This window comes from Neobacillus rhizosphaerae, assembly GCF_050477885.1.
Classification (GTDB): domain Bacteria; phylum Bacillota; class Bacilli; order Bacillales; family Cytobacillaceae; genus Neobacillus; species Neobacillus rhizosphaerae_A.
In genome coordinates, this window is the sequence record NZ_JBCNAC010000067.1 from 1 (window position 1) to 24,673 (window position 24,673).

Below are 24,673 nucleotides of genomic sequence, written 5' to 3' on the forward strand. Positions count from 1 at the left end.
TCGCCGAAACGCCCACGGAAAGCGAAGCGCTTGGAGCTGAAATCAACAGACACGTTTAACAAAGCCTATAAATAAAAAAGTGATATTACGGGAAACGAAGTTTATTCCCGAGGTTTCTATTTTACCAAATATTTATAAAATAATAAACATTTTGCAAATTTGTATTTATCATAAAAAAAGCAATCCCAAAAGGAATTGCTGAATACGAATTATTCTTTTACCCATTTTCTTAACTTTAGATAACTGGTAAATCTGTTGTTGGCATTACATTTAGGACATCGAACGATTACTTCGAGATCAACGATTTGTTGTGTTTCTTTATTAAGGACATTGTTAACCACTTTCTTGTTTAAAGGTAATACTTGATCAGTGAATTCACAAAAAGGATACTGTTTTTTTAACTCCTCTAAATCATTTTCTCCTCTTACAATCGCTACATATTGAATATCATTTTCACAAAATAAGCATTCATTTTTACCAACAACCACGTTATCTAAACCTTCAATGACCTTCTGACTCATAGCTGTACCACCTCCACTTCCTAAATAAATAGTTAGACATGGTTGTAGGTGGTTCCTGCTAATTTTTAAAACATTTAGTGAACATTTTATTTCATTAAAACAAAATATGGGGCGATTAAGATAAATAAGGCAAATATCATGATGACAACCGCACCGCTTTTATTTTTATCTTTCCATAAAGAAATGGAGAAAGCTACGCTATAACTTACCATTAGGATAATTATGAACCATAATGCGATCTTCATATTAATCCCTCAACTCTTCTAAATTTGGCACCTTTTCCTGCTTACCAAATTCACCTAATGTAATATCTGCCCTAATATCTACTCTAGCATCAGGGTATACCTTCATCCAATTATACTTCTTATACTCAGGTATTGTTTTAAACTGTTTCCTTACCTCAGCAGACCACGTAAATGGTTCTCCTTTAAACTCGGTTTGAGTTCTTTTAACATAAGCTTCAATTTTTTTTGAAATCACATTTTCTAAGTGTTTTTTTAAGATTTTTTTCTTATCCTCATGTGCTCCATAGTTAACCATGCTAGGGTCAGATAAAATCTCAATGGTAAGTGGTAAAGTAACTTTGATTTTTGGAGGACCGTGTTTAATATCAATGTTAATATCATTATTTTGTTTCTTGATGACTCGGGCCGCCACTCTTAGTTTTTTATTAAATGGGTCGGGATATGTTGTTAATACATCGTTTAGCTCAGCCGTATCGTCTAAAAGCACGGATATTCTTGTTTCTTGCCCCGTAATTTTCCCAATCATCTTTCCTTCTTTAAAAACAGCCGCTCCAATGAATTGTGTTTGATTGGATGTTCCTTCCGTTTCTATTTCTCCAGCAAGGTACTCATCCTCATTCCCTCGCTTTCCCCCTTTTTCTAACTTTGTAGTTGCATACATGGCTAGAAATAAATCATCATCATTTTCTGTTACCCTAAAAAATCGATGTAGATCTGAATCCGGAATCAATCCCGTTTCAATTCCTCTTGTTATCATAAATTGAAAATATTTATGTGGTCTTGTTTCCAACTTAGGTTTATTATTGGTAAAAAAAACTCTGGGATCTTCTTTCGAAACGATTAAATACGCATCCCTCTTGATTTCCCTATCTTTTGTCGCATCGTATATATACCGAATAAAGTCCTTATCACCTGCTAATTGTTCAGAAACAACAAAGACTCGTAATAGGTCATAAGTAAGTTCCCTTGCAACAATCGCATTAGCTGTATTACGCGCTGTGATAAAATCATTTGCGGTAATCGTAAGTATTTCTCGTGCAGGTTCTTTTGAACCGGACCCACTTTGCTGACTTCCCACCTCAGGGTTTGCAATTAAAAATGTAATATCAATCTTATTCGATTGGTGGTTCTTAGCCATTCCTAAACCTATAACATAAGCCCTCTCTTCTAACTCCTTTTTATCCCAGCAGCCGCAAAGTAAGAGAATCATACAGATATATACGGTCATCTTAAGCATTATTTTTTTTTGGTTCATTTTTAAAATCACCCTTCAGCTTTGCCATCCCCCAGAGAAGGAGTGGAAATACAATAAATACAGGCGAGAAAAGTTCATATAAAGGGTCTCTTAATTTAAAAATCGTAAACGAGGGTGTTTCTGGGATCATTCCCAAGATTAAAAAAACACTCGCTAAAATTGGAATTGTATATTCAAACTGTTTTATTTTAAAAAGGTTTCCTAATAGAAGCGCGCTTAAGTATAAATAAATAGAAAACCTCATTAAGCTGGCGACCAGCCAAAACGGGAAAAAAAAGGTATCAAGACTGGTAAGAAAATCGCCAATGGAGATATACCGTATGACTTCATGGAATGGGTAGGTTAACAAACTTGCAGGGCCATAATCAAACATAAATAGATAAAGGACAAATGCAATAGTCATTTCAACCGTTAAAAAAGCTAAGGCAATCCACGAGCCTTTAGAGAAGACTTTTTTGGAAGTGAAAAAAGGAAAAATTAATCCCATATATAAAAAATCTCCATAAACTGAGGTTTTTAAAGCACTTTCAGTGACAACCTTTTTGATACCCGGCCCCCATAATGGAAAAATGGCGAATGTATTAGCATCTTTAAGTGTTAATAATAAGGCTAATAACAGTGTGATTTTCACGTAAGATAGAACAATCCAAGACAATGATGTAAGATTTTGGATTCCTTTTTTGGCTGTGTAAGCACATGCTACCATTAAAGCAATGAAGATAACTATGGTTGGGGTTTTTACAAAATAAAGAGTGGCAATAATATCTACATAGCTCCTTGTATCAACTGATATTACTAAGGAACCATAGACCCAAAAGATAAAGGAAAACAGAAACCCAATGTACTTACCAAATAGTAAGATATTTAATTCATGGAGGTTTTTAGATTCATACAGGGATAATACTTTAATTAAGAAAAATAATGGGATGGTTGTGATGATTCCTCCTATTAAAGGTCCCATCCAAGCAGCACTTTTTAAGCTATCGAAGTAAAGAGCAGGGGTACTATCAGATAGTTTGACCCCAATAATCAATAGCATCGTAGCCACATATTCTCTAATTCCAACAGTGCTAGTCGATTTATTCATAATTTTACGTTGTATCTCCCTTTTTTTCTAAATCCTTTGGTTTTAAAAATCCTGGCCTCCATCTTTCATTTTGTAGAATTTTCCTAAATACCGTATCTTGAGAGGCTTTATATCTTGGAGTCATGGGAGCTAAATATGGAACCCCAAAGCTCCTAATAGAAACCATATAAGATAATCCCATTACAAATATCACAACCATGCCATATATGCCTAAAATCCCAGCTGCAATAATAAAGATAAATCTTATAATACGAATGGCAAAATTAAAACTGATATCGCTGACTGCAAACGATGATAAACCACTTAATGCAACAACTATAATAACAAGAGGACTAATTACATTTGCCTCTACAGCTGCCTGGCCAAGGATGAGCGCTCCCACAATTCCAATGGTTGGCCCAATTGGATTCGGTACCCTCAAACCGGCTTCACGAATTAATTCAAAAGCAATTTCCATTATTAAAATCTCAATGAAAGCTGGGAATGGTACTCTTTCCCTTGTCGATGATATGGCCAGCAACAAATCTGGCGGAATCATCTGCGCATGATAGTTAGTAATGGATATATAAATGGCAGATGTAAATAAGGCAATAAATATGGCCATTCCCCGTAATGCTCTCGTAAAATTCCCAAATAAAAATCGTAAATAATGTTCATCTGGTGTATGAAAAAAGGCCCAGAAGGTTGCGGGTAGGACTAAACAAGCTGGAGAGCTATGCATCAGTAAAACGATATATCCATCTTGAATAAATGATGCTGCCCTATCAGGTTTTTCAGTATAAAGGGTGGTTGGGAATATCGATTTTTCCCTATCCTCAATATATTGCTCTAAAATTCCAATGTTTTGAATCACATCTACTTCAAATGACTGTAAACTTTTTTTTACATTTTCTAATAATTCTTCATTTACTACATCCTCTAAATAAAGAATATATACCTCATCGTTATTTTTCTTTGAAACGGTTATTGACTCATTTATTAAACTTTCCGTTCTAAACTTTTTACGAATTAATGAGATGTTATCATCAACATTCTCTGTAAAAGCCTCTTTTGGCCCTTTTAAGATTACTTCAGTTTCTGCTTTTTCAATATTCCTGGCTTTAACCTGTGCGGTTTCCATGGAAAAAGCAATGGAACAATTATCGATAAATAAAACCGTACTCCCTTTGTTCACTTCTAAAAGGACTTCCTTAAAGGTAGAAATTTTCTTAATAGATTGATTTATAATGAGCATTTCGATTTCTTTATTTCTATCTGTGTTTGTTATTAATGGCTTAATGATTGATCTTTCAATTATTTCTCCATTAACGATCGGAGTTAAAAATACAATACACGCTTTTACTCCCGATCCTCCGATTGTTAAGTTTCTGATGCTTATATCCCGATTCTTATGTAATTTATAAATTTTAGCGATTGCTTCGTTGTTTCTGGCAAGTTCTCTAAATATAATGCTCTGTTTTAAATGTATAAGTTCATCAGAGTGGACATTCTCTTTATCCTCTTGTTGTTGAGAAATTTGATTCATTTTTCTCCGTAATTGCTTTAACAAATTAAACCACTCCACTACTTGCCTTTTATTTTTAAGGTTCTCATAATATCCATCTTTCATTCCCTTTTTTAGGAAATAAAAAAGAGAAACGACTTGTAGGTCGTTTCTCTTAATTGGTTTGGTCAATGTATATGATAGATGTGCTTGTCCAATTATTTAGATTGTTGCTTGTTCATAGCTGACATCATTTGGTTGATCTTCTTTTGTGAAGGCTTCATACCCATTTGCATCATCATCATTTTTAACATTTGCTCATTAATTGGCGGATTTTTCTTTAAATAGCTCATCATATACTTCCGAGCAATGAAAAATCCTAGTGCTACACCAGCTACTAATGCTAGTATACCTACTAGAATGTACATACCCATTAAACTTCCTCCTTCATGTTGTCTATCATACAGTGTACTAAATAAAACGAGATAAGACAATATCTCGTTTCAATTAGATAAATTTTCTTTCTTTAATTGGTTTTAACCAGCCATAACGTTGATGTTCAAGGTCAATAGCTAGAAAGGATGATTCACATTTTCTAAGCACTTCAAAAAATGCTGTTTCCGCTTCATAGCTTCCTTGTGCTTCTACTGTAATCAAATCCTGAAACACTTCAACCTTTGCTGTACTTAGTTTTCCGCTCAATTCAATCGTATATGCACCATGGTCAGCTTTAAATCCCTTAATCTTTCCAAGCTGCTTCTGGATTAACTGGTGAATTTTTAAGACTTCTACTCTTTTTGTGATATATGAAATTTGTTTTTTTGTTATAAATTTTAGCTCGCCAACTGCATGTTGATGTTCCTGAAAAAGCTGAAAAAATAGTCGCTCTCTTCCGAAGTAATGGGCCGCAAATTCATCTTCTATTAAATATAGCTGATATTTTCTCACTACGGTTCTCTCCTTCGTTGATTCCCCTTTTTTCTATTATAAAAAAACACAAACGAATCATTTGTCTTACTGCGGCAAAAACTTCCACTACTTTTGTCGATTAACGGATTTCTAAACAAATCTACTATGAATTCGATAGAAAATATGAACTTTCCTTCAGAAAAGTAATTTTTTCAAAAATTTTTCACAAAAAAAAGGAACAGCTAAAAGCTGTCCCTTACATTTGTTGTTTATTTTTGTAACATTGCCTTCATACGGGCAACAACATTATTAACTGTAAAGCCGTATTCTTCCATAATCTTTTCACCTGGTGCAGATGCTCCGAACATATCTATTGCCAACACATCGCCTTCGTCACCAGTATATTTGTGCCATCCAAAGGATGTACCTACTTCAATACCAAGACGTTTTTTCACGTTCTTTGGAAGAACGGAATCTTTGTATTCCTGAGATTGCTGTTCAAAACGATCCCATGAAGGCATGCTTACTACAGACACATGAATTCCTTCGCCTGCTAATGCTTTTTGTGCCTCAACAGCAAGACTTACTTCAGAACCAGTTGCCAATAATAAAGCATCTGGAGTTTCTCTTTCAGATGGAGAAACAACATAGGCACCTTTAGAAACTCCCTCGTATGCATTTGTATCCGTACCTTTTAATGTAGGTAGATCTTGACGAGTTAGAACAAGTGCAGTTGGTTTATTGGTAGATTCAACTGCCAACTTCCAAGCAGCTGCAGTTTCGTTTCCATCTGCCGGACGAATGATGGATAATCCTGGCATTGCACGTAATGCTGCAAGCTGTTCAACAGGTTCGTGTGTTGGTCCATCTTCACCAACAGCAATACTGTCATGGGTAAATACATAGGTTACAGGTAATCCCATTAACGCAGCTAAACGAATAGCTGGACGTAAATAATCAGAGAATACGAAGAATGTTCCACCAAATACTTTTATGCCACCATGGAGGGCCATACCGTTCATTGCAGCACCCATTGCAAATTCACGGACACCGAACCAGAAATTACGTCCTTCATAGGCACCTGGCATATAGTCCTTTGACCCCTTAATCATGGTTTTATTTGAACCAGCAAGGTCAGCAGAACCGCCAATAAATGTTGGAAGGTTTTTCGCAATTGCATTTAATACCTCTCCAGAAGAAGCACGGCTTGCTAAGCTCTTTCCTTCACTGTAGACAGGAACTTCTTTGTCCCAGCCAGCAGGTAGTTCATTGTTTAATGCCTGCTCTAATTGAGTAGCAAGTTCAGGATATTCTTTCTTATACTGTGCAAAAAGATCGTTCCATTCTTTTTCCTTCTTCTCGCCTGTTTCAACGATAAGTTTTTGGAAGTTATCATATACTTCCTGTGGAACATGGAAATCTTCTTCGAATGTCCATTTATAAGCTTCTTTGGTAAGCTTTAGCTCATCAGCCCCTAGTGGAGATCCGTGAACGCCTGAAGTACCAGCGCGGTTCGGTGAACCGTAACCAATAACTGTTCTAACTTCAATCATAGTTGGACGGTCTAGATCATTTCTAGATTCTTCAAGAGCTTTCGCAATTTCTTCCAGGTTATTTCCATCTTCAACACGAAGATATTGCCATCCGTATGAAAGGAAACGATCTTTAACACTTTCAGAGAAAGACTTATCTAAGTCCCCATCCAATGAAATATCGTTTGAATCATATAGAACAACCAAACGACCTAATTTTAAGTGACCAGCAAGAGAGGCAGCCTCAGCTGATACACCTTCCATTAAATCCCCATCACCGCAAATACTATATGTAAAGTGGTTGGCTATTTCATAATTCTCTTTATTATAAACACCGGCTACATGGCGCTCCGCCATTGCCATACCCACTGCCATAGCGATTCCCTGGCCAAGTGGGCCTGTTGTTGCTTCCACACCTTCAGTGTGACCATACTCTGGATGTCCAGGAGTCTTACTACCCCACTGACGAAATTGTTTTAGATCATCCATTGATAAATTATAACCAGATAAATGAAGCATGCTGTATAACAATGCTGAACCATGACCTGCAGATAAAACAAATCGGTCACGGTTAAACCATTTAGGGTTTTTGGGGTTATGATTCATGAAACGTGTCCATAATGTATAAGTCATTGGAGCCGCACCCATCGGCATACCAGGATGGCCTGAGTTTGCTTTCTCGATTGCGTCAATGGAAAGCGTTCGGATTGAAGTAACAGATAAATCATCAATAGTATTAAACATAAATTACATCCTTTCTTAATCACTAGGATACTAAATACATCATTAATATTATATTGCCGATGTTTTTAATTCAACAAAAAGCATTGAAATAAGATTCAAAAGGCATTTTGTTTCTTATTTTGACACATTATTTGTTTGTATATGTAAAAAGGGAATACAAAATGTATTCCGATTTATTAATGAAGTGTATTTTTCTTTCTAGCCTTAATTTTCTCAGGTGTTACATCATTACCTTTTGGGTCGATGAACTTTGTATTTGTTAAAGTATCAAGCATACTAGAACGGAAAGTTGCTAAATACTCACTTCGTAGTTTAGATTGCTCTTTTGCTTCTAGTTCCGTTAATCCTGTCGATTTCGATTTTCTGGCCAACTCATTAATTCTAGCCATTTTTTCTTTTGATAGCATAAAGAACCTTCCTTTCAATTAGTCGTCTGACATCTGATTTTACTAAAAATAAGACCTTCTGACAAGGCAAAAGGTCTACTCAACTTGTGATTCTATAAATTCCTGGTATCTCCTATGTATTGTAGCTTTAGAAATACGATAACCCAAGCCTCTAAGCGTTGCGGCAATTTCGGCAAAAGTCATGTTACTATTTCTCATCCTAACAATTTCTTCAATAGGAACTTCAATTTTATCCCTGCCTGAAGATTCTCCGAGATTTCTTAAGTTATGTTGTGGTTGATATCCTCGTTCAACCGCTCGTTTCATTCCCCGCTTAATTTTTACATTATGAAGCTTTCGTTGGTATTCCTCCACCATACTGACAATCTGTAGCACCATTGAGTCAGATTCAGATAGTTGTAATTCGCCATTATGGGATATGCAATACAGCTTGATGTTTTCCTTTAAGATGCAATGTAAGAGAGCAATTTTCGCATTACCTCGCCCAAGACGGGTTTCATCCTGAATTAACAAAGCATGAACCTGTTGATCTTTTATTCGATCTAATACCTGTAGTATGCCCTCACGATCAAAATCATAGCCACTCGATTGTTCTTTAATAATCGTATCAATTTCGAATTGATGCTGTTTCGCCAGCTGGATTAATTCTTCTTCCTGACGTTCTAATGAGGTTTCCTGGGTTTCTTTATTCGTGCTAACACGACAATAAATAATTGCTTTCATCTATATTACCTAACTAATTTCCCGGAGCACTTGCTAGCTCCGTTGTAGAGGAAGAGTCATCTTTACTTACAGGGATGATAATTTCTTCACCAGGAAAGATTTGATCATTTACCATTTTGTTATGTTTTTTAACCCAACCTACAAATTCTTTATTCGTTAATGAATGCTGTGTAGAATATTGGTCAGAGATTCCCCATAACGAATCCCCTTCAGAGATTGTTACTTTTATAAACTGATCCTCTTCATTTGAGTGATACTGGAAGGATAGAATGATAGCAATTGAACAGCTTAACAGAATAAGAGTAATAGCATAGGAGTACTGGTTCCATAATTTTTTCATATGATTACACCTCTAATAAGAATATATGTTCTCTTTTGTTATTTTTATTATAGTACGAACGTTTGTTTGTTGTCAACTTCATTTTCGAACTTATGTTTGTATAAAAAAGGCGAACATGCTATAATAAAGACAACATTAACCAGGCGAGGTGCATTTTATGGTAAAAATATCAAAGCGGCAGCAGGATATCTTGGATTTCATTAAAGAAGAGGTCAAGAGTAAAGGTTATCCTCCTTCTGTTAGAGAAATCGGCGAAGCTGTTGGACTTGCATCCAGCTCTACTGTTCACGGTCACTTAGCAAGACTTGAAAGCAAAGGCCTTATAAGACGGGATCCTACAAAACCAAGAGCCATTGAGATATTAGAAGCGGACGAAGCTGCTCATATTCCGAGAAACAAAGTTGTCAACGTACCAGTAGTTGGGAAAGTTACTGCAGGCTTACCAATTACTGCAATCGAAAATGTTGAGGAGTACTTTCCGCTTCCAGAAAGCTTGGCACCAGCCGATGAACATGTATTCATGCTAGAAATTATGGGTGAAAGTATGATAGAAGCAGGAATTCTTGACGGAGATTATGTCATTGTTAAACAACAGCCAACAGCTAATAATGGTGATATTGTTGTAGCAATGACAGAGGAAGACGAAGCAACATGTAAAAGATTTTTTAAAGAAAAGGATTACATCCGTTTGCAGCCAGAAAATTCTACAATGGAACCTATTATTCTACGGAATGTCTCCATTTTAGGAAAAGTAATAGGTGTTTACCGACATATCCATTAAATAAAAAAGAGCTGTCACCAAGCTGGTGCAGCTCTTCTTTGTTCAATATATTGGGAAAAATTTCAATAAAATACATTATTATGTTTAATATATTGAAAATTCAGTATATTTACTCATGATATTAGTACAGTGCTTTAATATAATAGTAATACACCAAGATTTACCTTAGGTCCAAAAAATAAAAGGCTTAAGGAGTGTGAGAAACAGTGTTATGGGACATTATTTTCTCTGTAGTAATTGGTGGATTGGTTGGGGTTGTTGGACATGTTCGGAAACACGGTAAAATTATCATGCCAAGGAAAACAAAAAAGTTCATTTATCTGGGTTTTCTAGAAGAATTGCTTCTAGGAGCGGTCGCCTCTCTCCTCCTCGTTTTGTACACAGCACCAAATTCATTAGTAGAAATCATCGTTTTTTCAATCATTGCTGGCATCGGCGGTGATACAGTCCTAAATAGATTTAGAGTGTTAAGCCAAGAAGGTGAGAAATAACACCTATACGATCTAGGATAATAAAAAACCTTAGCAGCCATTAAGGCGCTAAGGTTTTTGTTTTTAGTACATGCTCATGTACTGATCACGTTCCCATTGGTGAACGACTGTACGGAACATATCCCATTCAATTTCTTTTGCTTCTACAAAGTGTTCGAAGATGTGCTCTCCAAGACCAGCCACAATTACTTCGTTAGACTTTAATTGGTCTAATGCTTGAGCTAGTGTAGCTGGAAGATCAATGATACCTTCTTCGATTCTTTCTTCCTTGCTCATAACATAGATGTTACGGTCTACTGGAGCAGGAGGAGTCAATTTATTTTTAATTCCGTCAAGACCAGCTTTTAGAAGCACAGCCATTGCCAAGTATGGGTTTGCAGCCGGGTCAACGCTACGTACTTCAACACGAGTACTTAGTCCACGAGATGCTGGAATACGAATTAATGGTGAACGGTTTCTTGCAGACCACGCTACATAACAAGGTGCTTCATAACCAGGAACAAGACGCTTATATGAGTTTACAGTTGGATTGGTTACAGCTGTAAAGCTTGGTGCGTGCTTCAGGATACCCGCAATAAATTGACGAGCTGTATCGCTCATTTCTAAATCACCAGTTGGCTCGTAGAATGCATTTTGACCATTTGTAAATAATGATAAGTTCATGTGCATTCCTGATCCATTTACACCGAATAATGGCTTAGGCATGAAAGTCGCGTGTAAACCATGCTTACGTGCAATTGTTTTAACTACAAGCTTGAATGTTTGGATTTGGTCACATGCTGTTAATGCATCAGCATATTTAAAGTCAATTTCGTGCTGTCCTGGAGCTACTTCATGGTGGGAAGCCTCGATTTCAAAGCCCATTTCTTCTAGTTCAAGAACGATATCACGACGGCAGTTTTCACCTAGATCTGTTGGAGCTAAGTCGAAATAGCCACCTTGGTCGTTTAATTCTAATGTTGGCTCACCTTTTTGATCTAATTTAAATAAGAAGAATTCTGGTTCAGGTCCTAGGTTGAAGTTAGTGAATCCTAACTCTTCCATTTCCTTTAATACTCTTCTTAGGTTATTTCGTGGATCACCTTCGAAAGGTTTTCCTTCTGGAGTATAGATATCACAGATTAAACGAGCTACTTTTCCTTTTTCAGCTGTCCAAGGGAAAACAACCCAAGTGCTTAAATCTGGATATAATAGCATATCAGATTCTTCAATACGTACAAAACCTTCGATAGATGAACCATCAAACATCATTTTGTTATCAAGTGCTTTTTCTAATTGGCTGATTGGAATCTCCACGTTTTTAATTGTTCCAAGAATATCCGTAAATTGAAGACGGATAAATTTCACGTTTTCTTCTTTTGCCAATCGTTGAATATCTTCTCTTGAATACTTTGCCATTTTAATACCCCCAATTTTTTTAAAAAAGAAATTAGTAGAATTTAATGGAAGAACCGAGACATATCGCCATGACGCAATGTGGATCGATTGTTTCTTCCTGAATGAATAATTTCGTTGCGGAGTAGCTTTCTAAGTTGTTCATCTGTTAGCTCTCGCTTGACTTTTTCAGTTTGCTTTTCTAGTGTTTCTGCTTGCTGCTGTTTAACCGCAAAGAGTTGCTTTATTCCTGCCATGTTGACTCCCTGATCAATAAGATCCTTGATTTCTAGAAGCCTATCAATATCGTTAAGGCTAAACAGACGCCTATTTCCCTCGGTTCTTGCTGGAGAAATCAATTGGTGCTCTTCATAATAGCGGATTTGCCTAGCTGTAAGCTCCGTTAGTTGCATGACAGTTCCGATGGGAAACAGTGGCATGGAACGGCGAATTTCCTTTCCACTCACCAAATTTCTCCTCCCTTTTGTTAAATCATATTGTTATTATATTTCGTGTTAGATTTATTGTCAATCATATGTAAGGTTTTCTTACATGGTTTTTTCAAAATGAAATAGGACAACTAACGCTGTCCTATTTTCCCCTAATTTAATTCAATTAATCCTTTTTCAACTAAATGGTCAACAGCAAGACACACGGCCATTTTCACATGGGCATACGTTAATCCCCCTTGAACATATGCCACATACGGTGGTCTGATTGGGCCATCTGCTGTTAATTCAATACTGGCTCCTTGGATAAACGTTCCCGCCGCCATAATGACATCATTCTCATATCCTGGCATATAGCTTGGGTACGGTGTTACATAAGAATTAATCGGTGAAGCAAATTGGATCGCTTGGCAGAATGCAACCATTTTATCACGGTCGTCAAACTGAACAGATTGGATTAAGTCTGTCCTGTTCGCATTCCACTTCGGTGAAGAATTCATACCTAGCTCCTCTAACATCGCAGCAGTAAAAACCGCACCCTTCAACGCTTGACCCACTACATGCGGTGCAAGGAAGAACCCCTGGTACATCTCTTGAAGGCTATAAAGAGAAGCACCGGCCTCCGCTCCAATTCCCGGTGATGTCATCCGGTAAGAACATGCTTCCACCCATTGTTTTTTCCCAACAATATAGCCGCCTGTCTTCACAATCCCGCCGCCAGGATTCTTAATAAGAGAACCCGCCATCAGGTCCGCTCCGACATGGCAAGGTTCCATTTCCTCCACGAACTCCCCATAACAGTTGTCAACAAATACTACGACGTCAGGTTTGATTTCCTTTACAAATCGTATCATTTCCCCGATTTCCACAACCGTAAATGACGGTCTTGTTGCATACCCTTTTGATCGCTGAATGCCGATCATTTTAGTATTAGGCTTTATTTTATCGGCAATAGCCGTCCAATCCATTCCACCCTCATTGGTAAGTGGAACACTATCATAAGAAATCCCGAATTCTTTTAATGACCCTACTCCATTTCCGCGAAGTCCGACTATTTCTTCCAACGTATCATATGGTTTGCCAGTTATATATAGGAGTTCATCACCTGGTCGGAGAACACCAAATAGAGCAATCGAAATCGCATGTGTACCGGAAATAATTTGCGGGCGAACAAGCCCTGCTTCACCGCCAAAAACATCTGCATACACTAATTCCAGTGTATCCCTGCCGATATCATCGTATCCGTAGCCGGTCGATGGGATAAAATGCGAATCGCCGACCCTATGTTTTTGGAAGCTTCTTAATACTCCAAATTGATTTGTTTCGATTCTTTCATCAATTTGTTTATGTACCTCAGCGATTTTCTGTTCTACTTCTTTCACAATCGGCTGAAGTTTTTCCCCATTTTTTAACTGTTGAAACATGTTGTTACCCCTATCTATTGTTGAAATTTCTGCAATTGTCCGGTGATTTGATGATCTTGAAGAGAGTAGCCTTTGCACCGGTACAATTGGTTTTCTTCATTAAAGGATAGTTCCCTTAAAATCGTCTCATTTTTCAATTGAGACAGAAGCTTCCCTTCTGTTGAAGGTACCTCAACCTCGTACGGTTCCATTAGCTCCACCACCATCTTCTCAATTCTCTCTTTTAAGTGCTGACGATCTTCTTGATTAAATGCACTAATAAAAGCAGTTGGTGTATTGGCTGTTGGAACGAAGTCAGGATGTTGTATATCCTTTTTATTATAAACGGTTAATTGCGGAATATCTTTAATATCTAAGTCATCCAGGAGTTTCTTAACTGTTTTTTCATGCTGAAAATAATCTGGATTGGACATATCAACCACATGGAGCAAAAGGTCTGCTTCCTTTACTTCTTCAAGAGTGGAACGAAATGCCGCAATTAGGGTGGTTGGTAGATCCTGAATAAATCCTACCGTATCAGTAATTAAAGCTAAGAACCCACTTGGTAAAATTAATTTTCTAGTCATTGGGTCAAGCGTAGCGAATAATTGGTTCTCTTCGTACGACTCCGCTTCGGAGAGACGATTAAACAAGGTTGATTTTCCCGCATTGGTATAGCCGACAATCGCCACCTGAAAGGTTTTATTCTTCTTTCTTCTTTCACGGTACCGATCGCGGTGCTGAACGATGACTGAAAGCTGACCTTTGATATCGTCAATTCTTCTGCGAATATGACGGCGGTCTGATTCTAGTTTTGTTTCACCTGGTCCTCTTGTTCCAATCCCTGCACCCAACCGTGATAATGCGGTCCCTTGACCTGCTAGACGTGGAAGAAGGTACTGCAGCTGGGCAAGTTCTACTTGTAATTTCCCTTCTTTGGAACGAGCCCGTTGTGCAAAGATATCTAAAATGAGCTGTGTTCGATCAATTATCCGAGCTTCTATTTCTGCACCGAGGTTTCTTTTTTGACTCGGTGATAGTTCATCATTAAAGATCACTACATCTGCTTCAAGTTCCTCAACTAATGCATTAAGTTCTTCTACTTTTCCTTTGCCAATATATGTAGCCGAATGAACACGGTCCCGTTTTTGAACAACTGAGATGAGCACTTCACCTTGAGCAGTTTCTGTTAATGCCGCTAATTCTTCCATAGAATATTGAAATCGTGAATCCTCGTCTTTATTTGTTTGACAGCCAACGAGAATCACTTTTTCCTTTGTTTCCTTTTGTTCCACAAGGCATCCTTCCTTCCCTAAAAGGCTCTACCATTCATCATAACAAAAAACGCTTGCATACTCTAATTTTCCCTTACATTTCCGATATTAAAAAACTTATTGTAATTTTCTCTTATCATGATAAAATTTTAATGTTTGCTTTCACTATATTTTACTATTAACATGATGATTTTCTTAAAAATAGACATCGAGGAGAAACGAAGCACAATGACATGGGAAGTTTTGAGTATGATTGGTACAATTGCCTTCGCTATTAGTGGAGCCATTGTGGCCATGGAAGAGGAATATGATATTTTAGGCGTTTATATTTTAGGAATTGTTACCGCTTTCGGAGGAGGGGCCATTCGAAATCTGTTAATTGGCGTCCCCGTATCTGCTTTATGGGAACAAGGTTTATTTTTTCAAATTGCCTTGCTATCCATTACCGCGGTCTTCTTATTTCCAAGCAATTTACTTAGGCATTGGCAAAAGTGGGGAAACTTTTTCGATGCCATCGGTCTATCCGCCTTTGCTATTCAAGGGGCCATCTATGCTGCAAAAATGAATCATCCGCTTAGCGCCGTTATTGTCGCTGCTGTATTAACCGGGATTGGTGGCGGAATTATCCGTGATTTATTGGCCGGTAGAAAACCGATTGTTCTTCGTTCAGAAATTTATGCGGTTTGGGCGATCCTTGCAGGTCTTATCATTGGACTTAAACTGGCAGTAGATTCATGGGAACTGTATACGTTATTTGCTCTTGTTACTATTTTGCGAGTACTTTCCTATACCTTCGATTGGAAGCTTCCATCAAGGAATCTTGGGACGCACTAAGATAAAAAATCGACGGATTCTACTATCCGCCGATTTTTTTATTAATCTTCATCAAACACCAGATCATTACTTCTGAGGGTCATTAATTCGTGTCTGTCATAATTATTTAGCATCAATAGCCTCATCGCTTGGGCGCGAACAGATTTCTCTATGACATTGCGAACATATCTCCCATTTGAAAAACTATTAGGGTTTAGGACAGACTTTACCCAAATAAGATGATCCCTTAATTTTTTTTCAGCCTCGTGACTTAGATTGTATTCCCTTTCCACTAACATTCTGCCAGCAATATCCATCAATTGAGGGATATTGTAGTCTGGGAAGTCAATTACTAAAGGAAACCGTGAGTGAAGTCCAGGGTTTAGTGTAAGGAAGTAATCCATTTCTCTGGAATATCCGGCAAGAATAAGAATAAACTCATGCTGTTTATCTTCCATATGCTTTACCAACGTATCGATGGCTTCCTTTCCAAAATCCTTTTCCCCACCACGCCCTAAGGAATAGGCTTCATCAATAAATAAAATTCCACCTTGAGCTTTCTTAATTAAATCTCTTGTTTTTTGAGCTGTATGCCCGATATACTCCCCAACAAGGTCTGCTCGTTCTGCCTCGATTAAATGTCCCTTTGTAAGAACAGACATTTTTTGAAAAAGCTTTCCAATCAGCCTAGCAACGGTTGTTTTTCCGGTTCCCGGATTCCCTTTGAACATCATATGGAGAGCTTGTTTTCTAGCTTTCAGCCCCATTTCTTCCCGTTTCTTGTTCACATAAATCCACGCATAAATTTCTTTTATCATTCGCTTCATTTCATCCATACCAACCAAAGCCCCTAGCTCCTCTTCTATTTCCTTTAAAGCCGTGTGCTCAGGGGGAATGATCTTTGGAACAACTTGGAATTCTGGCGCCTCTTTTGTTAAGGTTTTTTTCTTTTGTGAATTGAGGACAACGCTTATTTGGCCGTTACTTTTCATGCGAAATGGTTGATCCAAAGCTTTCACCTCTCATTCTGCAGACAGTATACTTAAAGTAGCTATGACTACTTTGAATTTATTTGTCATACATTCGGATCACTTGATCTACAAAGGAAAGCATAATCCTTCATTTCTATGTGTATTCACGACCAATCGCTTTCATTAAAAAAGTTTTTCTATTTATGCCTGAAAAAACAAAAAGAGCCCTTAGACGGACTCTATTTTGAGAAACTAGGTTATTGTTGGTTTTCTAAATCCAAATTGACATTTCTTTGTGGAGCAAAAGTAGAAATGGCGTGCTTAAATACTAACTGTTGCTTGCCTTCTGACTCAAAAAGAACGGTAAAATTATCAAAGCCCTTAATTTGTCCTCTTAATTGAAACCCATTTAATAAAAACACCGTAACATGCATATTGTCCTTACGGCATTGATTTAAAAATTGGTCCTGAATATTGATTGTCGTTTTCATTTGTATATCCTCCTCTTTTATCTCTACTAATATGTATTCGATTTTACTTGTAGCTTTCCTTCAACATATTGTGAAATTTCAGCTATTTTTTTTGAGAAATTATTCACATGACTCATATCAAACCATTCTACCTTCATTTTGTTACGAAACCAAGTCAATTGCCTTTTCGCATATCTTCGGGAATTTTGCTTTAAGTTTTCTACTGCTTCGCTAAGCGTGACCTTCCCATCAAGATAGTCATATATTTCTTTGTAACCAATGGCTTGGATGGATTGACACTCACGTAACCCTTGTTGATATAAGGCTTTTACTTCCGGTAGAAGACCTTCATCCATCATCATATCTACCCGTAAATTAATGCGTTCATACAGCTGGTCCCGATCCATGGTTAAGCCCACAATTGCTGTATTGTACAACAAATCTGGTTGCTGATAACTTTGGTATTCTTGCATCGTCTTCCCAGTCAGGTGATAAATTTCCAGCGCTCGAATGACCCGTCTCACATTATTGGGATGGATTTGTGCAGCACTTCCAGGATCTACCTCCACTAATTCTTGGTGAAGTGCTTCATTCCCTATTTCTTTTACTCTTTCCTCCAGCCGAAGACGATAAGCTTCATCTCCAGAAACATCGGAAAATTGATAATCATAGATGACTGACTGAATGTATAGGCCGGTCCCTCCAACAATAATCGGAAGTTTCCCTTTTTCAGCAATCTCAGCTATTTTAGCCCTTACGAGTTCTTGAAATTCAGCAACGGAAAAACTTTCATAGGGCTCCTTAATATCAATAAGATGGTGTGGAATGTCTTCCATTTCCTCATTAGTAATTTTCGCAGTCCCAATGTCCATTCCCCGATAGATTTGCATCGAATCCCCGCTGATAATTTCACCATTGTACCGTTTTGCCATTTCAATACTCAACTTTGTTTTTCCTACAGCGGTTGGACCGATGATCACCAGTACATTTTGTTTCGAATTCAATATTTTCACACTGCCTTATTTCATTTTCAATGAAAACAGGATTGTACTTTCTGCTTTCACCCCTACATCGTAACACAAATTTAAAAAGCAGTTGAACATCAAATAAGTATAAACAAAAAAAACCTTTTCTATGCGTCTTTGACAACGAATTTATTATATCCAAATTTCTTCCAAAGATGAAAAATACTTCATTTAACATTACAAATGGTTAACGGTTCATTTACAAATCACATTTCACCCCCAAATTCATGTTAGGCTTAATCGTAGTTTATTTTTGAATAAAACTAAGGAATAAGGTGAAAACATGATTTCTAATTTTGATATAGGTATTGATTTAGGAACAGCAAATATATTAGTTTATAGTAAAAATAAAGGTATCGCACTTAACGAGCCCTCTGTTGTGGCTATTGATACAGAAACAAAAAATGTGGTAGCTGTCGGGCTTGAAGCCAAAGAAATGATTGGTAAAACTCCTGAAAAAGTTGTTACCATTCGTCCTTTAAAGGATGGGGTCATTGCTGACTTCGATGTCACTACTGACATGCTTAAGCATGTGATGCGTAAGGCAACAAAAAAAATGGGCTACTCTTTCCGTAAACCGAATGTGGTCGTTTGCATTCCTTCCGGTTCCACCAGTGTAGAGCGCAGAGCAATTCAGGATGCCGTTAGAAATGCTGGAGCTAAGAAAATCTCTCTAATTGAGGAGCCTGTTGCGGCAGCGATTGGAGCAGGAATGCCAGTAGATGAGCCTGTTGCCAACGTGGTTGTCGATATCGGCGGTGGTAATACTGAGGTTGCGATTATTTCTTTCGGAGGTGTCGTTGCCTGTCATTCGATTAAGGTCGGTGGTGACCGTCTTGATGATGATATTATTCAATTTGTTCGTAAGGAATACAATGTACTAATTGGAGAAAGAACAGCAGAAAGAATTAAAATGGAAATTGGTTATGCCCTGGTTGATCATGAAGAGCGCTTCTTGGATATCCGCGGCCGTGACTTGGTGTCGGGTTTACCAAAAACTATTAATCTTTCATCTTATCAAGTTCAAAATGCTCTTAGAGAGGCTCTTCTTCATATTTTAGAAGCAATCCGTGCGACACTTGAAGACTGCCCTGCCGAATTGAGTGGTGATATTGTTGACCGTGGCGTAATTTTAACCGGCGGTGGCTCACTGTTAAATGGTATGGAGGAATGGTTAAGCAAGGAAATCGTAGTTCCTGTTCAGCTTTCTTCAGATCCACTTGAGTGTGTTGTAATTGGAACGGGTAAAGCTCTTCAGTATATGAGTAAGCTGCAAGCAGCGATCAGGTAAGGATATATACGGAATAGGCTTAGGCTGCGGGACTTGTCCTGCAGCCTATTTCTAATTGAGTTTTTAATTATTGTCCGTCAAACAAACGCTCCGCTTGTTATAGGTGGTTTTGTTGGTGGTAGTGGTAATATTTTGGGAAATTTATCCATGGATTGTAGAATTAATCTTTGATTTTGTAGAATTCTACCTTGATCTTGTAGAATAAATTGATATTTTGTAGAATTCCTTTGATATTTTGTAGAATTCCAATAGACTTGATAGGTTACATCTCTAATTTTGTAGATATCCTTTATTTTTGTGTAGATATCCATTGATTTTGTGTAGATAAATCCCAAATTTGTGTAGATATCCATTGATTTTATGTAGAAATAGAACAATTTTGAATAAAGTTGCTCTAATTTCTTACATATTTGCCCCACTAAAAAAGAACACCCCTTATAAAGGAATGTTCTTTTAACCATTACATAACCCGTTTAAACATTTTTTCCATCTCATACACCGAATAATGGACAATGATCGGTCTTCCGTGTGGACAGGTAAATGGATCTGATGCTTTTCTCAAGTCATCGAGCAGAGCTTGGATTTCATCATTCCGTAAATGACGATTGGCTTTAATCGAAGCTTTACAGCTCATCATAATCGCTGCTTCTTCACGCAGCTTTTTAATGTCTACCTTCTTCATCGATAAAAGCTGTTCAATCATGTCTTCAATGATTTGTTTTTCTTCCCCTTTAGGCAGCCACTGAGGGTGTGAGCGGACGATAAAGCTATTCATCCCAAACTCTTCAAGAAAAACTCCCACTTTTTCCAACTCCTGTTGATGCTCGGTGATTTTCATATATTCATCTGTTGAATACTCAAAGGTTAACGGAACGAGCATTTCCTGCAATTCCGGTTCCACCTGTCCCACTTTTTCACGGAAGTATTCATATTTCAGCCGCTCCTGAGCCGCGTGCTGGTCAATGATATACAAGCCATTATCATTTTGAGCAAAAATGTAGGTTCCGTGCATTTGGCCAATTGGATATAAGCGCGGAACACGGCTTTCTGATGGATTGATTTCAGTTGAAATTGATTTATCTTCAAACGCACCCTTTGTCGATTCAATCGTTTCAGGTAATTCTTCTGCTTCCTCAACTCCACCACTAACACGTGAACTCTCATATCCAGCAGAGAATGGGTTAACTGACTCCCAACCTAGAGATTCCCCCACTCTCTCAGATAGCAGCGGTTCTTTGCTAAAATGACTAGCTTCAATCGATTGAGACTCAGTGACCCCTTCAACTGGAGCATTCCATTTCTTTTGAACATTCATAGGTTCACTTTCTGGTTTGGTTCCTTCATCCAACACGAAAGCCGTTTGCTCAGACTTCAGCACTTCTTTTTTAACAGGCGTATAGGCTGTTGGAATAAGCACCTTGGATTTGAACACCTCTTTAATCATCGATGTTACTAGTTCATTTAACTCCGCTTCCTTACTTATGCGGACCTCCATTTTGGAAGGATGAACATTCACATCGACAAGCAATGGGTCCATCTCTATGTTCAATAGGACAATCGGAAAGCGTCCAATCGGAAGTAGGGTATGATAGCCCTCTTGAATGGCTTTAGCCAATGGGTAGTTTTTAATAAATCGTCCATTAATCATCGTTGAGATATAGTTTCTCGATGCCCTTGTAACTTCCGGCATCGAAGCAAATCCACTAATTTTGTAATCGAGCGAAGTACCTGAAATAGGAACTAACTGCTTAGCGATGGCTAATCCATAAATGGAAGCCAGCACTTGACGAACATCACCGTTTCCGTTCGTTTGCAGCAGTTTCCTTTCGTTATGAATCAAACGGAAGGCTACCTCTGGATGTGAAAGAGCAAGACGGTTGACAACATCTGTAATATTACCCAGCTCTGTATGAATGGTTTTCATATATTTAAGCCGGGCAGGTGTATTGAAAAATAAATCGGTAATCGTGAGATCCGTTCCCCGTCGGCTCGACGTTTTTTCAAAAACCTCCACCTTGCCACCTTCAATAACTACTCGGTTTCCAGCACCCTCACCAGTTGAGGTCTTCATTTCAAGCCTTGAAACAGAAGCGATACTTGGCAAAGCTTCCCCACGGAATCCAAGCGTACGGATACGAAACAGATCATTTTCATTTTTTATTTTACTGGTGGCATGACGTTGAAAAGCAATTAAAACGTCTTCTTCGTCAATCCCATGACCATTATCGGTAATACGAATCTTTGCCAGTCCTGCTTCTTCTACTTCAATTTCTATCACGGTACTGCCAGCATCAATGGCATTTTCCACAAGCTCTTTTACAACAGAGGCGGGGCGTTCGACTACTTCTCCCGCCGCAATCTTATTTGATAGGGCGTCATCTAATTGAATAATCTTCCCCATACAGTTCGCCTCCTTTTCTTTAGCCTTTTAATTTTTTCTGCAGATCGTACAGCATATTTATCGCTTGTAAAGGTGTTACATCTAATAAGTCTAATTCTTTTATTTTATCCAATACTCTTTTTTCTTTTGGAGAGGGTTCATGCTTCTTCGGCTCTTTTGGTTCATCAAAGAATGAAAGCTGTGCAGGCTGCTCTACTTGTTTTGCTTCTATTGGTTTCTTTGCTGGCACAGCTTGTACGTCTGACTGCTCAAGTGCAGTTAAGATTTCGTTCGCTCGATTGATTAACTCTGCAGGAAGTTCTGCCAGCTGTGCCACATGAATTCCGTAACTTTTATCTGCCGGACCTTCTTTAATTTTATGAAGGAAAACAACTTTGCCATTATGTTCAATCGCACTAACGTGAATGTTCTTAAGCTTAGTCAGCTCTTCTTCTAAAACGGTTAATTCATGATAGTGAGTTGAAAATAGGGTTTTTGCTCCAATCCGCTCATGTATATATTCAATAATGGCCTGCGCCAATGCCATACCATCGTAGGTAGAAGTTCCACGGCCGATTTCATCAAATAAAATTAAACTGTTTTGTGTGGCGTTCGCTATCGCATTTTTTGCCTCAAGCATCTCCACCATGAAGGTACTCTGACCGGAAATTAAGTCATCGGCTGCACCAATACGAGTGAACACCTGGTCAAATATCGGCAGTACCGCTTGGGAAGCCGGAACATAGCAGCCAATCTGAGCTAAAATGGCGGTCAAAGCAATTTGGCGCATGTACGTACTTTTACCTGACATATTTGGACCAGTAATTAACAATACTTCACGGTCACTGTCCATAAAGCAGTCGTTTGGCACATACTCCTGGGCATTTAAAACCTTTTCAACTACTGGATGACGACCTTCTTTAATCACGACTCGGCGCTCCGTTGAAAACTCCGGCTTTACATAACGGCGCTCCTCACTAACCTGGGAAAAGCACTGGAGAACATCAAGCTCACTTACAATTTTCGCTAATGCTTGTAATCGGGGAATTTGCTCCTTCACGATCTCGCGAATTTCAGTAAACAATTCATATTCAAGCTCACCGCATTTTTCTTCCGCCTGTAAAATTAACGCTTCTTTCTCTTTTAATTCCGGGGTAATAAATCGTTCCGCATTCGTTAAAGTTTGCTTACGCTCATACTGCCCTTCTTGTAAAAGATGAAGGTTCGCCCGTGTGACTTCAATATAATAACCAAATACCCGATTATAGCCAACCTTCAATGATTTAATTCCTGTTTTATCTCGTTCCTCACGTTCTAACTGAGCAATCCAAGTCTTACCGTTTCTGCTGGCATATCGATATTGATCAAGCTGCTCATTATACCCATCACGAATCATATTTCCTTCTTTTAAAGAAAGAGGTGGATTTTCAACAATAGCTTGCTCTAATAAATCCGCAACCTCTTCACAAGGATCAAGCCGTTCAGCCAACTGATTTACCTGTTCATCCATCATCGCTTGTAGGGTTTGTTTTAAGAAAGGTACCTGCATTAAAGACCGCTTCAACTGCACCAAATCACGGGCATTGACATTACCAAACGCTACCCGTCCGGCTAGGCGTTCCAAATCATAGACTTCCTTCAATTTCTCACGAAGCTCTTGACGTTCAAAATAGTGGCTCACTAGAACTTCTACTATGTTTTGACGCTGTATAATTCCAGCCTGATCAATTAACGGTCTGTCAATCCAGTGTTTTAACATCCTACCACCCATAGCCGTCATGGTTTCATCGAGCAACCATAATAAGGAACCTTTTTTTCCTTTAGAACGAATCGTTTCCGTTAATTCTAGGTTTCGCTTTGAGTAGTAATCAATTTTCATAAATTGATGAGTTTGATAGGTAGTAACTGGCTGAAGATGGTCAAGGCTTCTTTTTTGCGAACGATATAAATAGTTAAAAAGCCTAGCCGCTGTTTGCTTTAATTTATCTTGATTCAAATCCTCAAGAAGATGAGAAAAAGTCATATCTATCGAACTATTATCCTCAAAAGAAATAGCCATCACATCACGCTCACGCATTTTCTTTTGAAGCTCTCCGTCAAAGCTACTTGATACGACTACTTCTTTGGCACTTAAAACCGCCAATTCGTTTAGAACTTCTTCAAAATAATTGGTAAGCAGTGTCACTCGGCTTTCACCAGTTGAGATGTCGTTGTAAGCGAATCCGTAGGTTTGATCGTCAAATGCAGTAATAGAGGCAATATAGTTATTTTCTTTATCATTCAACCCCTTGCCATCCATTACTGTACCTGGGGTAATTAACTGAACGACTTCCCGTCGGACCATCCCTTTTGTTATCTTTGCGTCTTCCATTTGCTCACAAATGGCAACTTTATAGCCTTTTGAAATTAGCTGTTCAATATAGTTGGGAGCCGCATGGTACGGGACGCCACACATTGGAATCCGATCTTCACTGCCGCCATCACGACTCGTTAATGTAATCTCTAATTCCTGTGACGCTTTAATTGCATCCTCAAAAAACATTTCGTAAAAATCGCCTAAGCGAAAAAATAAAAAGGCATCTTGATAATCTGCCTTAACTGTTAAATATTGCTGTATCATCGGCGTATAAGCAGCCATAATGACCTCCACGGTTAAATTCATTTCGATTTCTTTCGACATATTATTATATCACATACCGGGAGTG

Annotated in this window: 24 protein-coding genes; 4 read left to right on the forward strand and 20 right to left on the reverse strand. The window is 38.1% G+C overall.

The features are described 5' to 3' along the window. Positions 1 to 209 precede the first annotated feature (209 nt). The 11 genes from ABES03_RS08805 to yneA all read right to left on the reverse strand — a co-directional run bounded on the left by ABES03_RS08805 (position 210) and on the right by yneA (position 9,246). Positions 210 to 521, reverse strand: coding sequence for a hypothetical protein (locus ABES03_RS08805; RefSeq protein ID WP_430116912.1), 312 nt, complete (start codon positions 519 to 521; stop codon positions 210 to 212). Between the two features lie 86 nt (positions 522 to 607). Next, on the reverse strand, positions 608 to 766 hold the full coding sequence (locus tag ABES03_RS08810) for a hypothetical protein (protein WP_430116913.1): 159 nt from the start codon (positions 764 to 766) through the stop codon (positions 608 to 610). A gap of 1 nt (position 767) precedes the next feature. Further along, on the reverse strand, positions 768 to 2,021 hold the full coding sequence (locus tag ABES03_RS08815) for a Ger(x)C family spore germination protein (protein ID WP_430116915.1): 1,254 nt from the start codon (positions 2,019 to 2,021) through the stop codon (positions 768 to 770). Continuing rightward, positions 1,996 to 3,108, reverse strand: coding sequence for a GerAB/ArcD/ProY family transporter (locus ABES03_RS08820; RefSeq protein ID WP_430116917.1), 1,113 nt, complete (start codon positions 3,106 to 3,108; stop codon positions 1,996 to 1,998). Before ABES03_RS08820 ends, ABES03_RS08815 begins: the two co-directional genes overlap by 26 nt. A gap of 4 nt (positions 3,109 to 3,112) precedes the next feature. Further along, positions 3,113 to 4,657 carry a spore germination protein gene (locus ABES03_RS08825; protein ID WP_430116919.1) on the reverse strand — a complete coding sequence of 515 codons (1,545 nt, stop codon included), beginning with the start codon at positions 4,655 to 4,657 and terminating at the stop codon, positions 3,113 to 3,115. Between the two features lie 152 nt (positions 4,658 to 4,809). Beyond that, on the reverse strand, positions 4,810 to 5,025 hold the full coding sequence (locus tag ABES03_RS08830; protein WP_307288731.1) for a YneF family protein: 216 nt from the start codon (positions 5,023 to 5,025) through the stop codon (positions 4,810 to 4,812). A 73-nt stretch (positions 5,026 to 5,098) separates the two neighbouring features. Next, entirely contained in the window at positions 5,099 to 5,539 is a 441-nt protein-coding gene (gene sirA / locus ABES03_RS08835) for a sporulation inhibitor of replication protein SirA (RefSeq protein WP_308080078.1), read from the reverse strand. 230 nt (positions 5,540 to 5,769) lie between these two features. Then, positions 5,770 to 7,776, reverse strand: a complete 2,007-nt coding sequence (gene tkt, locus ABES03_RS08840; protein ID WP_430116921.1) for a transketolase — start codon at positions 7,774 to 7,776, stop codon at positions 5,770 to 5,772. 176 nt (positions 7,777 to 7,952) lie between these two features. Continuing rightward, positions 7,953 to 8,183 (reverse strand): DUF896 domain-containing protein, encoded by a 231-nt coding sequence (locus tag ABES03_RS08845; RefSeq protein ID WP_430116923.1) that lies wholly within the window; start codon positions 8,181 to 8,183, stop codon positions 7,953 to 7,955. A 75-nt stretch (positions 8,184 to 8,258) separates the two neighbouring features. Then, the gene (locus ABES03_RS08850) at positions 8,259 to 8,906 is read right to left on the reverse strand and encodes a YneB family resolvase-like protein (protein WP_430116925.1); all 648 of its coding nucleotides are present in this window, start codon (positions 8,904 to 8,906) and stop codon (positions 8,259 to 8,261) included. A 13-nt stretch (positions 8,907 to 8,919) separates the two neighbouring features. Next, positions 8,920 to 9,246, reverse strand: coding sequence for a cell division suppressor protein YneA (yneA, locus tag ABES03_RS08855; RefSeq protein WP_430116926.1), 327 nt, complete (start codon positions 9,244 to 9,246; stop codon positions 8,920 to 8,922). A gap of 157 nt (positions 9,247 to 9,403) precedes the next feature. Here yneA and lexA point away from each other — a divergent pair, with 157 nt between their 5' ends. Both lexA and ABES03_RS08865 read left to right on the forward strand, forming a co-directional pair. Next, entirely contained in the window at positions 9,404 to 10,027 is a 624-nt protein-coding gene (gene lexA / locus ABES03_RS08860) for a transcriptional repressor LexA (protein WP_335530778.1), read from the forward strand. A gap of 206 nt (positions 10,028 to 10,233) precedes the next feature. Beyond that, complete coding sequence (locus ABES03_RS08865; protein ID WP_430116928.1) at positions 10,234 to 10,518, forward strand: DUF4257 domain-containing protein; 285 nt, start codon at positions 10,234 to 10,236, stop codon at positions 10,516 to 10,518. A 63-nt stretch (positions 10,519 to 10,581) separates the two neighbouring features. Here ABES03_RS08865 and glnA read toward each other — a convergent pair whose 3' ends face one another. From glnA to hflX, 4 genes are all read right to left on the reverse strand, one after another. Further along, positions 10,582 to 11,916, reverse strand: a complete 1,335-nt coding sequence (gene glnA / locus ABES03_RS08870; protein ID WP_430116930.1) for a type I glutamate--ammonia ligase — start codon at positions 11,914 to 11,916, stop codon at positions 10,582 to 10,584. Positions 11,917 to 11,957: 41 nt separating this feature from the next. Next, positions 11,958 to 12,359 (reverse strand): MerR family transcriptional regulator, encoded by a 402-nt coding sequence (locus ABES03_RS08875; RefSeq protein ID WP_430116932.1) that lies wholly within the window; start codon positions 12,357 to 12,359, stop codon positions 11,958 to 11,960. Positions 12,360 to 12,493: 134 nt separating this feature from the next. After that, the gene (locus ABES03_RS08880; RefSeq protein ID WP_430116933.1) at positions 12,494 to 13,765 is read right to left on the reverse strand and encodes an aminotransferase class I/II-fold pyridoxal phosphate-dependent enzyme; all 1,272 of its coding nucleotides are present in this window, start codon (positions 13,763 to 13,765) and stop codon (positions 12,494 to 12,496) included. Between the two features lie 14 nt (positions 13,766 to 13,779). Then, positions 13,780 to 15,039: a GTPase HflX gene (gene hflX / locus ABES03_RS08885; protein WP_430116935.1), complete on the reverse strand. Its 1,260-nt coding sequence runs from the start codon at positions 15,037 to 15,039 to the stop codon at positions 13,780 to 13,782. Positions 15,040 to 15,246: 207 nt separating this feature from the next. On the opposite strand from hflX, the gene ABES03_RS08890 reads away from it, so the two are divergent. Further along, positions 15,247 to 15,852, forward strand: coding sequence for a trimeric intracellular cation channel family protein (locus ABES03_RS08890; RefSeq protein ID WP_430116937.1), 606 nt, complete (start codon positions 15,247 to 15,249; stop codon positions 15,850 to 15,852). A gap of 41 nt (positions 15,853 to 15,893) precedes the next feature. Here the strand turns inward: ABES03_RS08890 and spoVK are convergent, their stop codons facing one another. The 3 genes from spoVK to miaA all read right to left on the reverse strand — a co-directional run bounded on the left by spoVK (position 15,894) and on the right by miaA (position 18,276). Next, positions 15,894 to 16,841: a stage V sporulation protein K gene (gene spoVK / locus ABES03_RS08895; RefSeq protein ID WP_430116939.1), complete on the reverse strand. Its 948-nt coding sequence runs from the start codon at positions 16,839 to 16,841 to the stop codon at positions 15,894 to 15,896. 218 nt (positions 16,842 to 17,059) lie between these two features. Further along, positions 17,060 to 17,293 (reverse strand): RNA chaperone Hfq, encoded by a 234-nt coding sequence (gene hfq, locus ABES03_RS08900; protein ID WP_430116940.1) that lies wholly within the window; start codon positions 17,291 to 17,293, stop codon positions 17,060 to 17,062. A 26-nt stretch (positions 17,294 to 17,319) separates the two neighbouring features. Continuing rightward, positions 17,320 to 18,276 (reverse strand): tRNA (adenosine(37)-N6)-dimethylallyltransferase MiaA, encoded by a 957-nt coding sequence (miaA, locus tag ABES03_RS08905; RefSeq protein ID WP_430116941.1) that lies wholly within the window; start codon positions 18,274 to 18,276, stop codon positions 17,320 to 17,322. 304 nt (positions 18,277 to 18,580) lie between these two features. On the opposite strand from miaA, the gene mreBH reads away from it, so the two are divergent. Then, on the forward strand, positions 18,581 to 19,588 hold the full coding sequence (gene mreBH, locus ABES03_RS08910) for a rod-share determining protein MreBH (RefSeq protein ID WP_430116943.1): 1,008 nt from the start codon (positions 18,581 to 18,583) through the stop codon (positions 19,586 to 19,588). Between the two features lie 460 nt (positions 19,589 to 20,048). Here the strand turns inward: mreBH and mutL are convergent, their stop codons facing one another. Both mutL and mutS read right to left on the reverse strand, forming a co-directional pair. Continuing rightward, positions 20,049 to 21,989 (reverse strand): DNA mismatch repair endonuclease MutL, encoded by a 1,941-nt coding sequence (gene mutL / locus ABES03_RS08915; RefSeq protein ID WP_430116945.1) that lies wholly within the window; start codon positions 21,987 to 21,989, stop codon positions 20,049 to 20,051. A 19-nt stretch (positions 21,990 to 22,008) separates the two neighbouring features. Beyond that, a complete protein-coding gene (mutS, locus tag ABES03_RS08920) occupies positions 22,009 to 24,606 on the reverse strand; it encodes a DNA mismatch repair protein MutS (protein WP_430116998.1) in 2,598 nt (865 codons plus the stop codon). Between the last annotated feature and the right edge of the window lie 67 nt (positions 24,607 to 24,673).

Coding starts and splice junctions, on each gene's coding strand:
- ABES03_RS08810 (WP_430116913.1), bottom strand. CDS start 766: ATGAAGATCGCATTATGGTTCATAATTATCCTAATGGTAAGTTATAGC.
- hfq (WP_430116940.1), bottom strand. CDS start 17,293: ATGAAAACGACAATCAATATTCAGGACCAATTTTTAAATCAATGCCGT.
- ABES03_RS08850 (WP_430116925.1), bottom strand. CDS start 8,906: ATGAAAGCAATTATTTATTGTCGTGTTAGCACGAATAAAGAAACCCAG.
- ABES03_RS08845 (WP_430116923.1), bottom strand. CDS start 8,183: ATGCTATCAAAAGAAAAAATGGCTAGAATTAATGAGTTGGCCAGAAAA.
- yneA (WP_430116926.1), bottom strand. CDS start 9,246: ATGAAAAAATTATGGAACCAGTACTCCTATGCTATTACTCTTATTCTG.
- glnA (WP_430116930.1), bottom strand. CDS start 11,916: ATGGCAAAGTATTCAAGAGAAGATATTCAACGATTGGCAAAAGAAGAA.
- mreBH (WP_430116943.1), top strand. CDS start 18,581: ATGATTTCTAATTTTGATATAGGTATTGATTTAGGAACAGCAAATATA.
- ABES03_RS08805 (WP_430116912.1), bottom strand. CDS start 521: ATGAGTCAGAAGGTCATTGAAGGTTTAGATAACGTGGTTGTTGGTAAA.
- ABES03_RS08880 (WP_430116933.1), bottom strand. CDS start 13,765: ATGTTTCAACAGTTAAAAAATGGGGAAAAACTTCAGCCGATTGTGAAA.
- mutL (WP_430116945.1), bottom strand. CDS start 21,989: ATGGGGAAGATTATTCAATTAGATGACGCCCTATCAAATAAGATTGCG.
- ABES03_RS08820 (WP_430116917.1), bottom strand. CDS start 3,108: ATGAATAAATCGACTAGCACTGTTGGAATTAGAGAATATGTGGCTACG.
- lexA (WP_335530778.1), top strand. CDS start 9,404: ATGGTAAAAATATCAAAGCGGCAGCAGGATATCTTGGATTTCATTAAA.
- ABES03_RS08830 (WP_307288731.1), bottom strand. CDS start 5,025: ATGGGTATGTACATTCTAGTAGGTATACTAGCATTAGTAGCTGGTGTA.
- tkt (WP_430116921.1), bottom strand. CDS start 7,776: ATGTTTAATACTATTGATGATTTATCTGTTACTTCAATCCGAACGCTT.
- ABES03_RS08815 (WP_430116915.1), bottom strand. CDS start 2,021: ATGAACCAAAAAAAAATAATGCTTAAGATGACCGTATATATCTGTATG.
- ABES03_RS08890 (WP_430116937.1), top strand. CDS start 15,247: ATGACATGGGAAGTTTTGAGTATGATTGGTACAATTGCCTTCGCTATT.
- mutS (WP_430116998.1), bottom strand. CDS start 24,606: ATGGCTGCTTATACGCCGATGATACAGCAATATTTAACAGTTAAGGCA.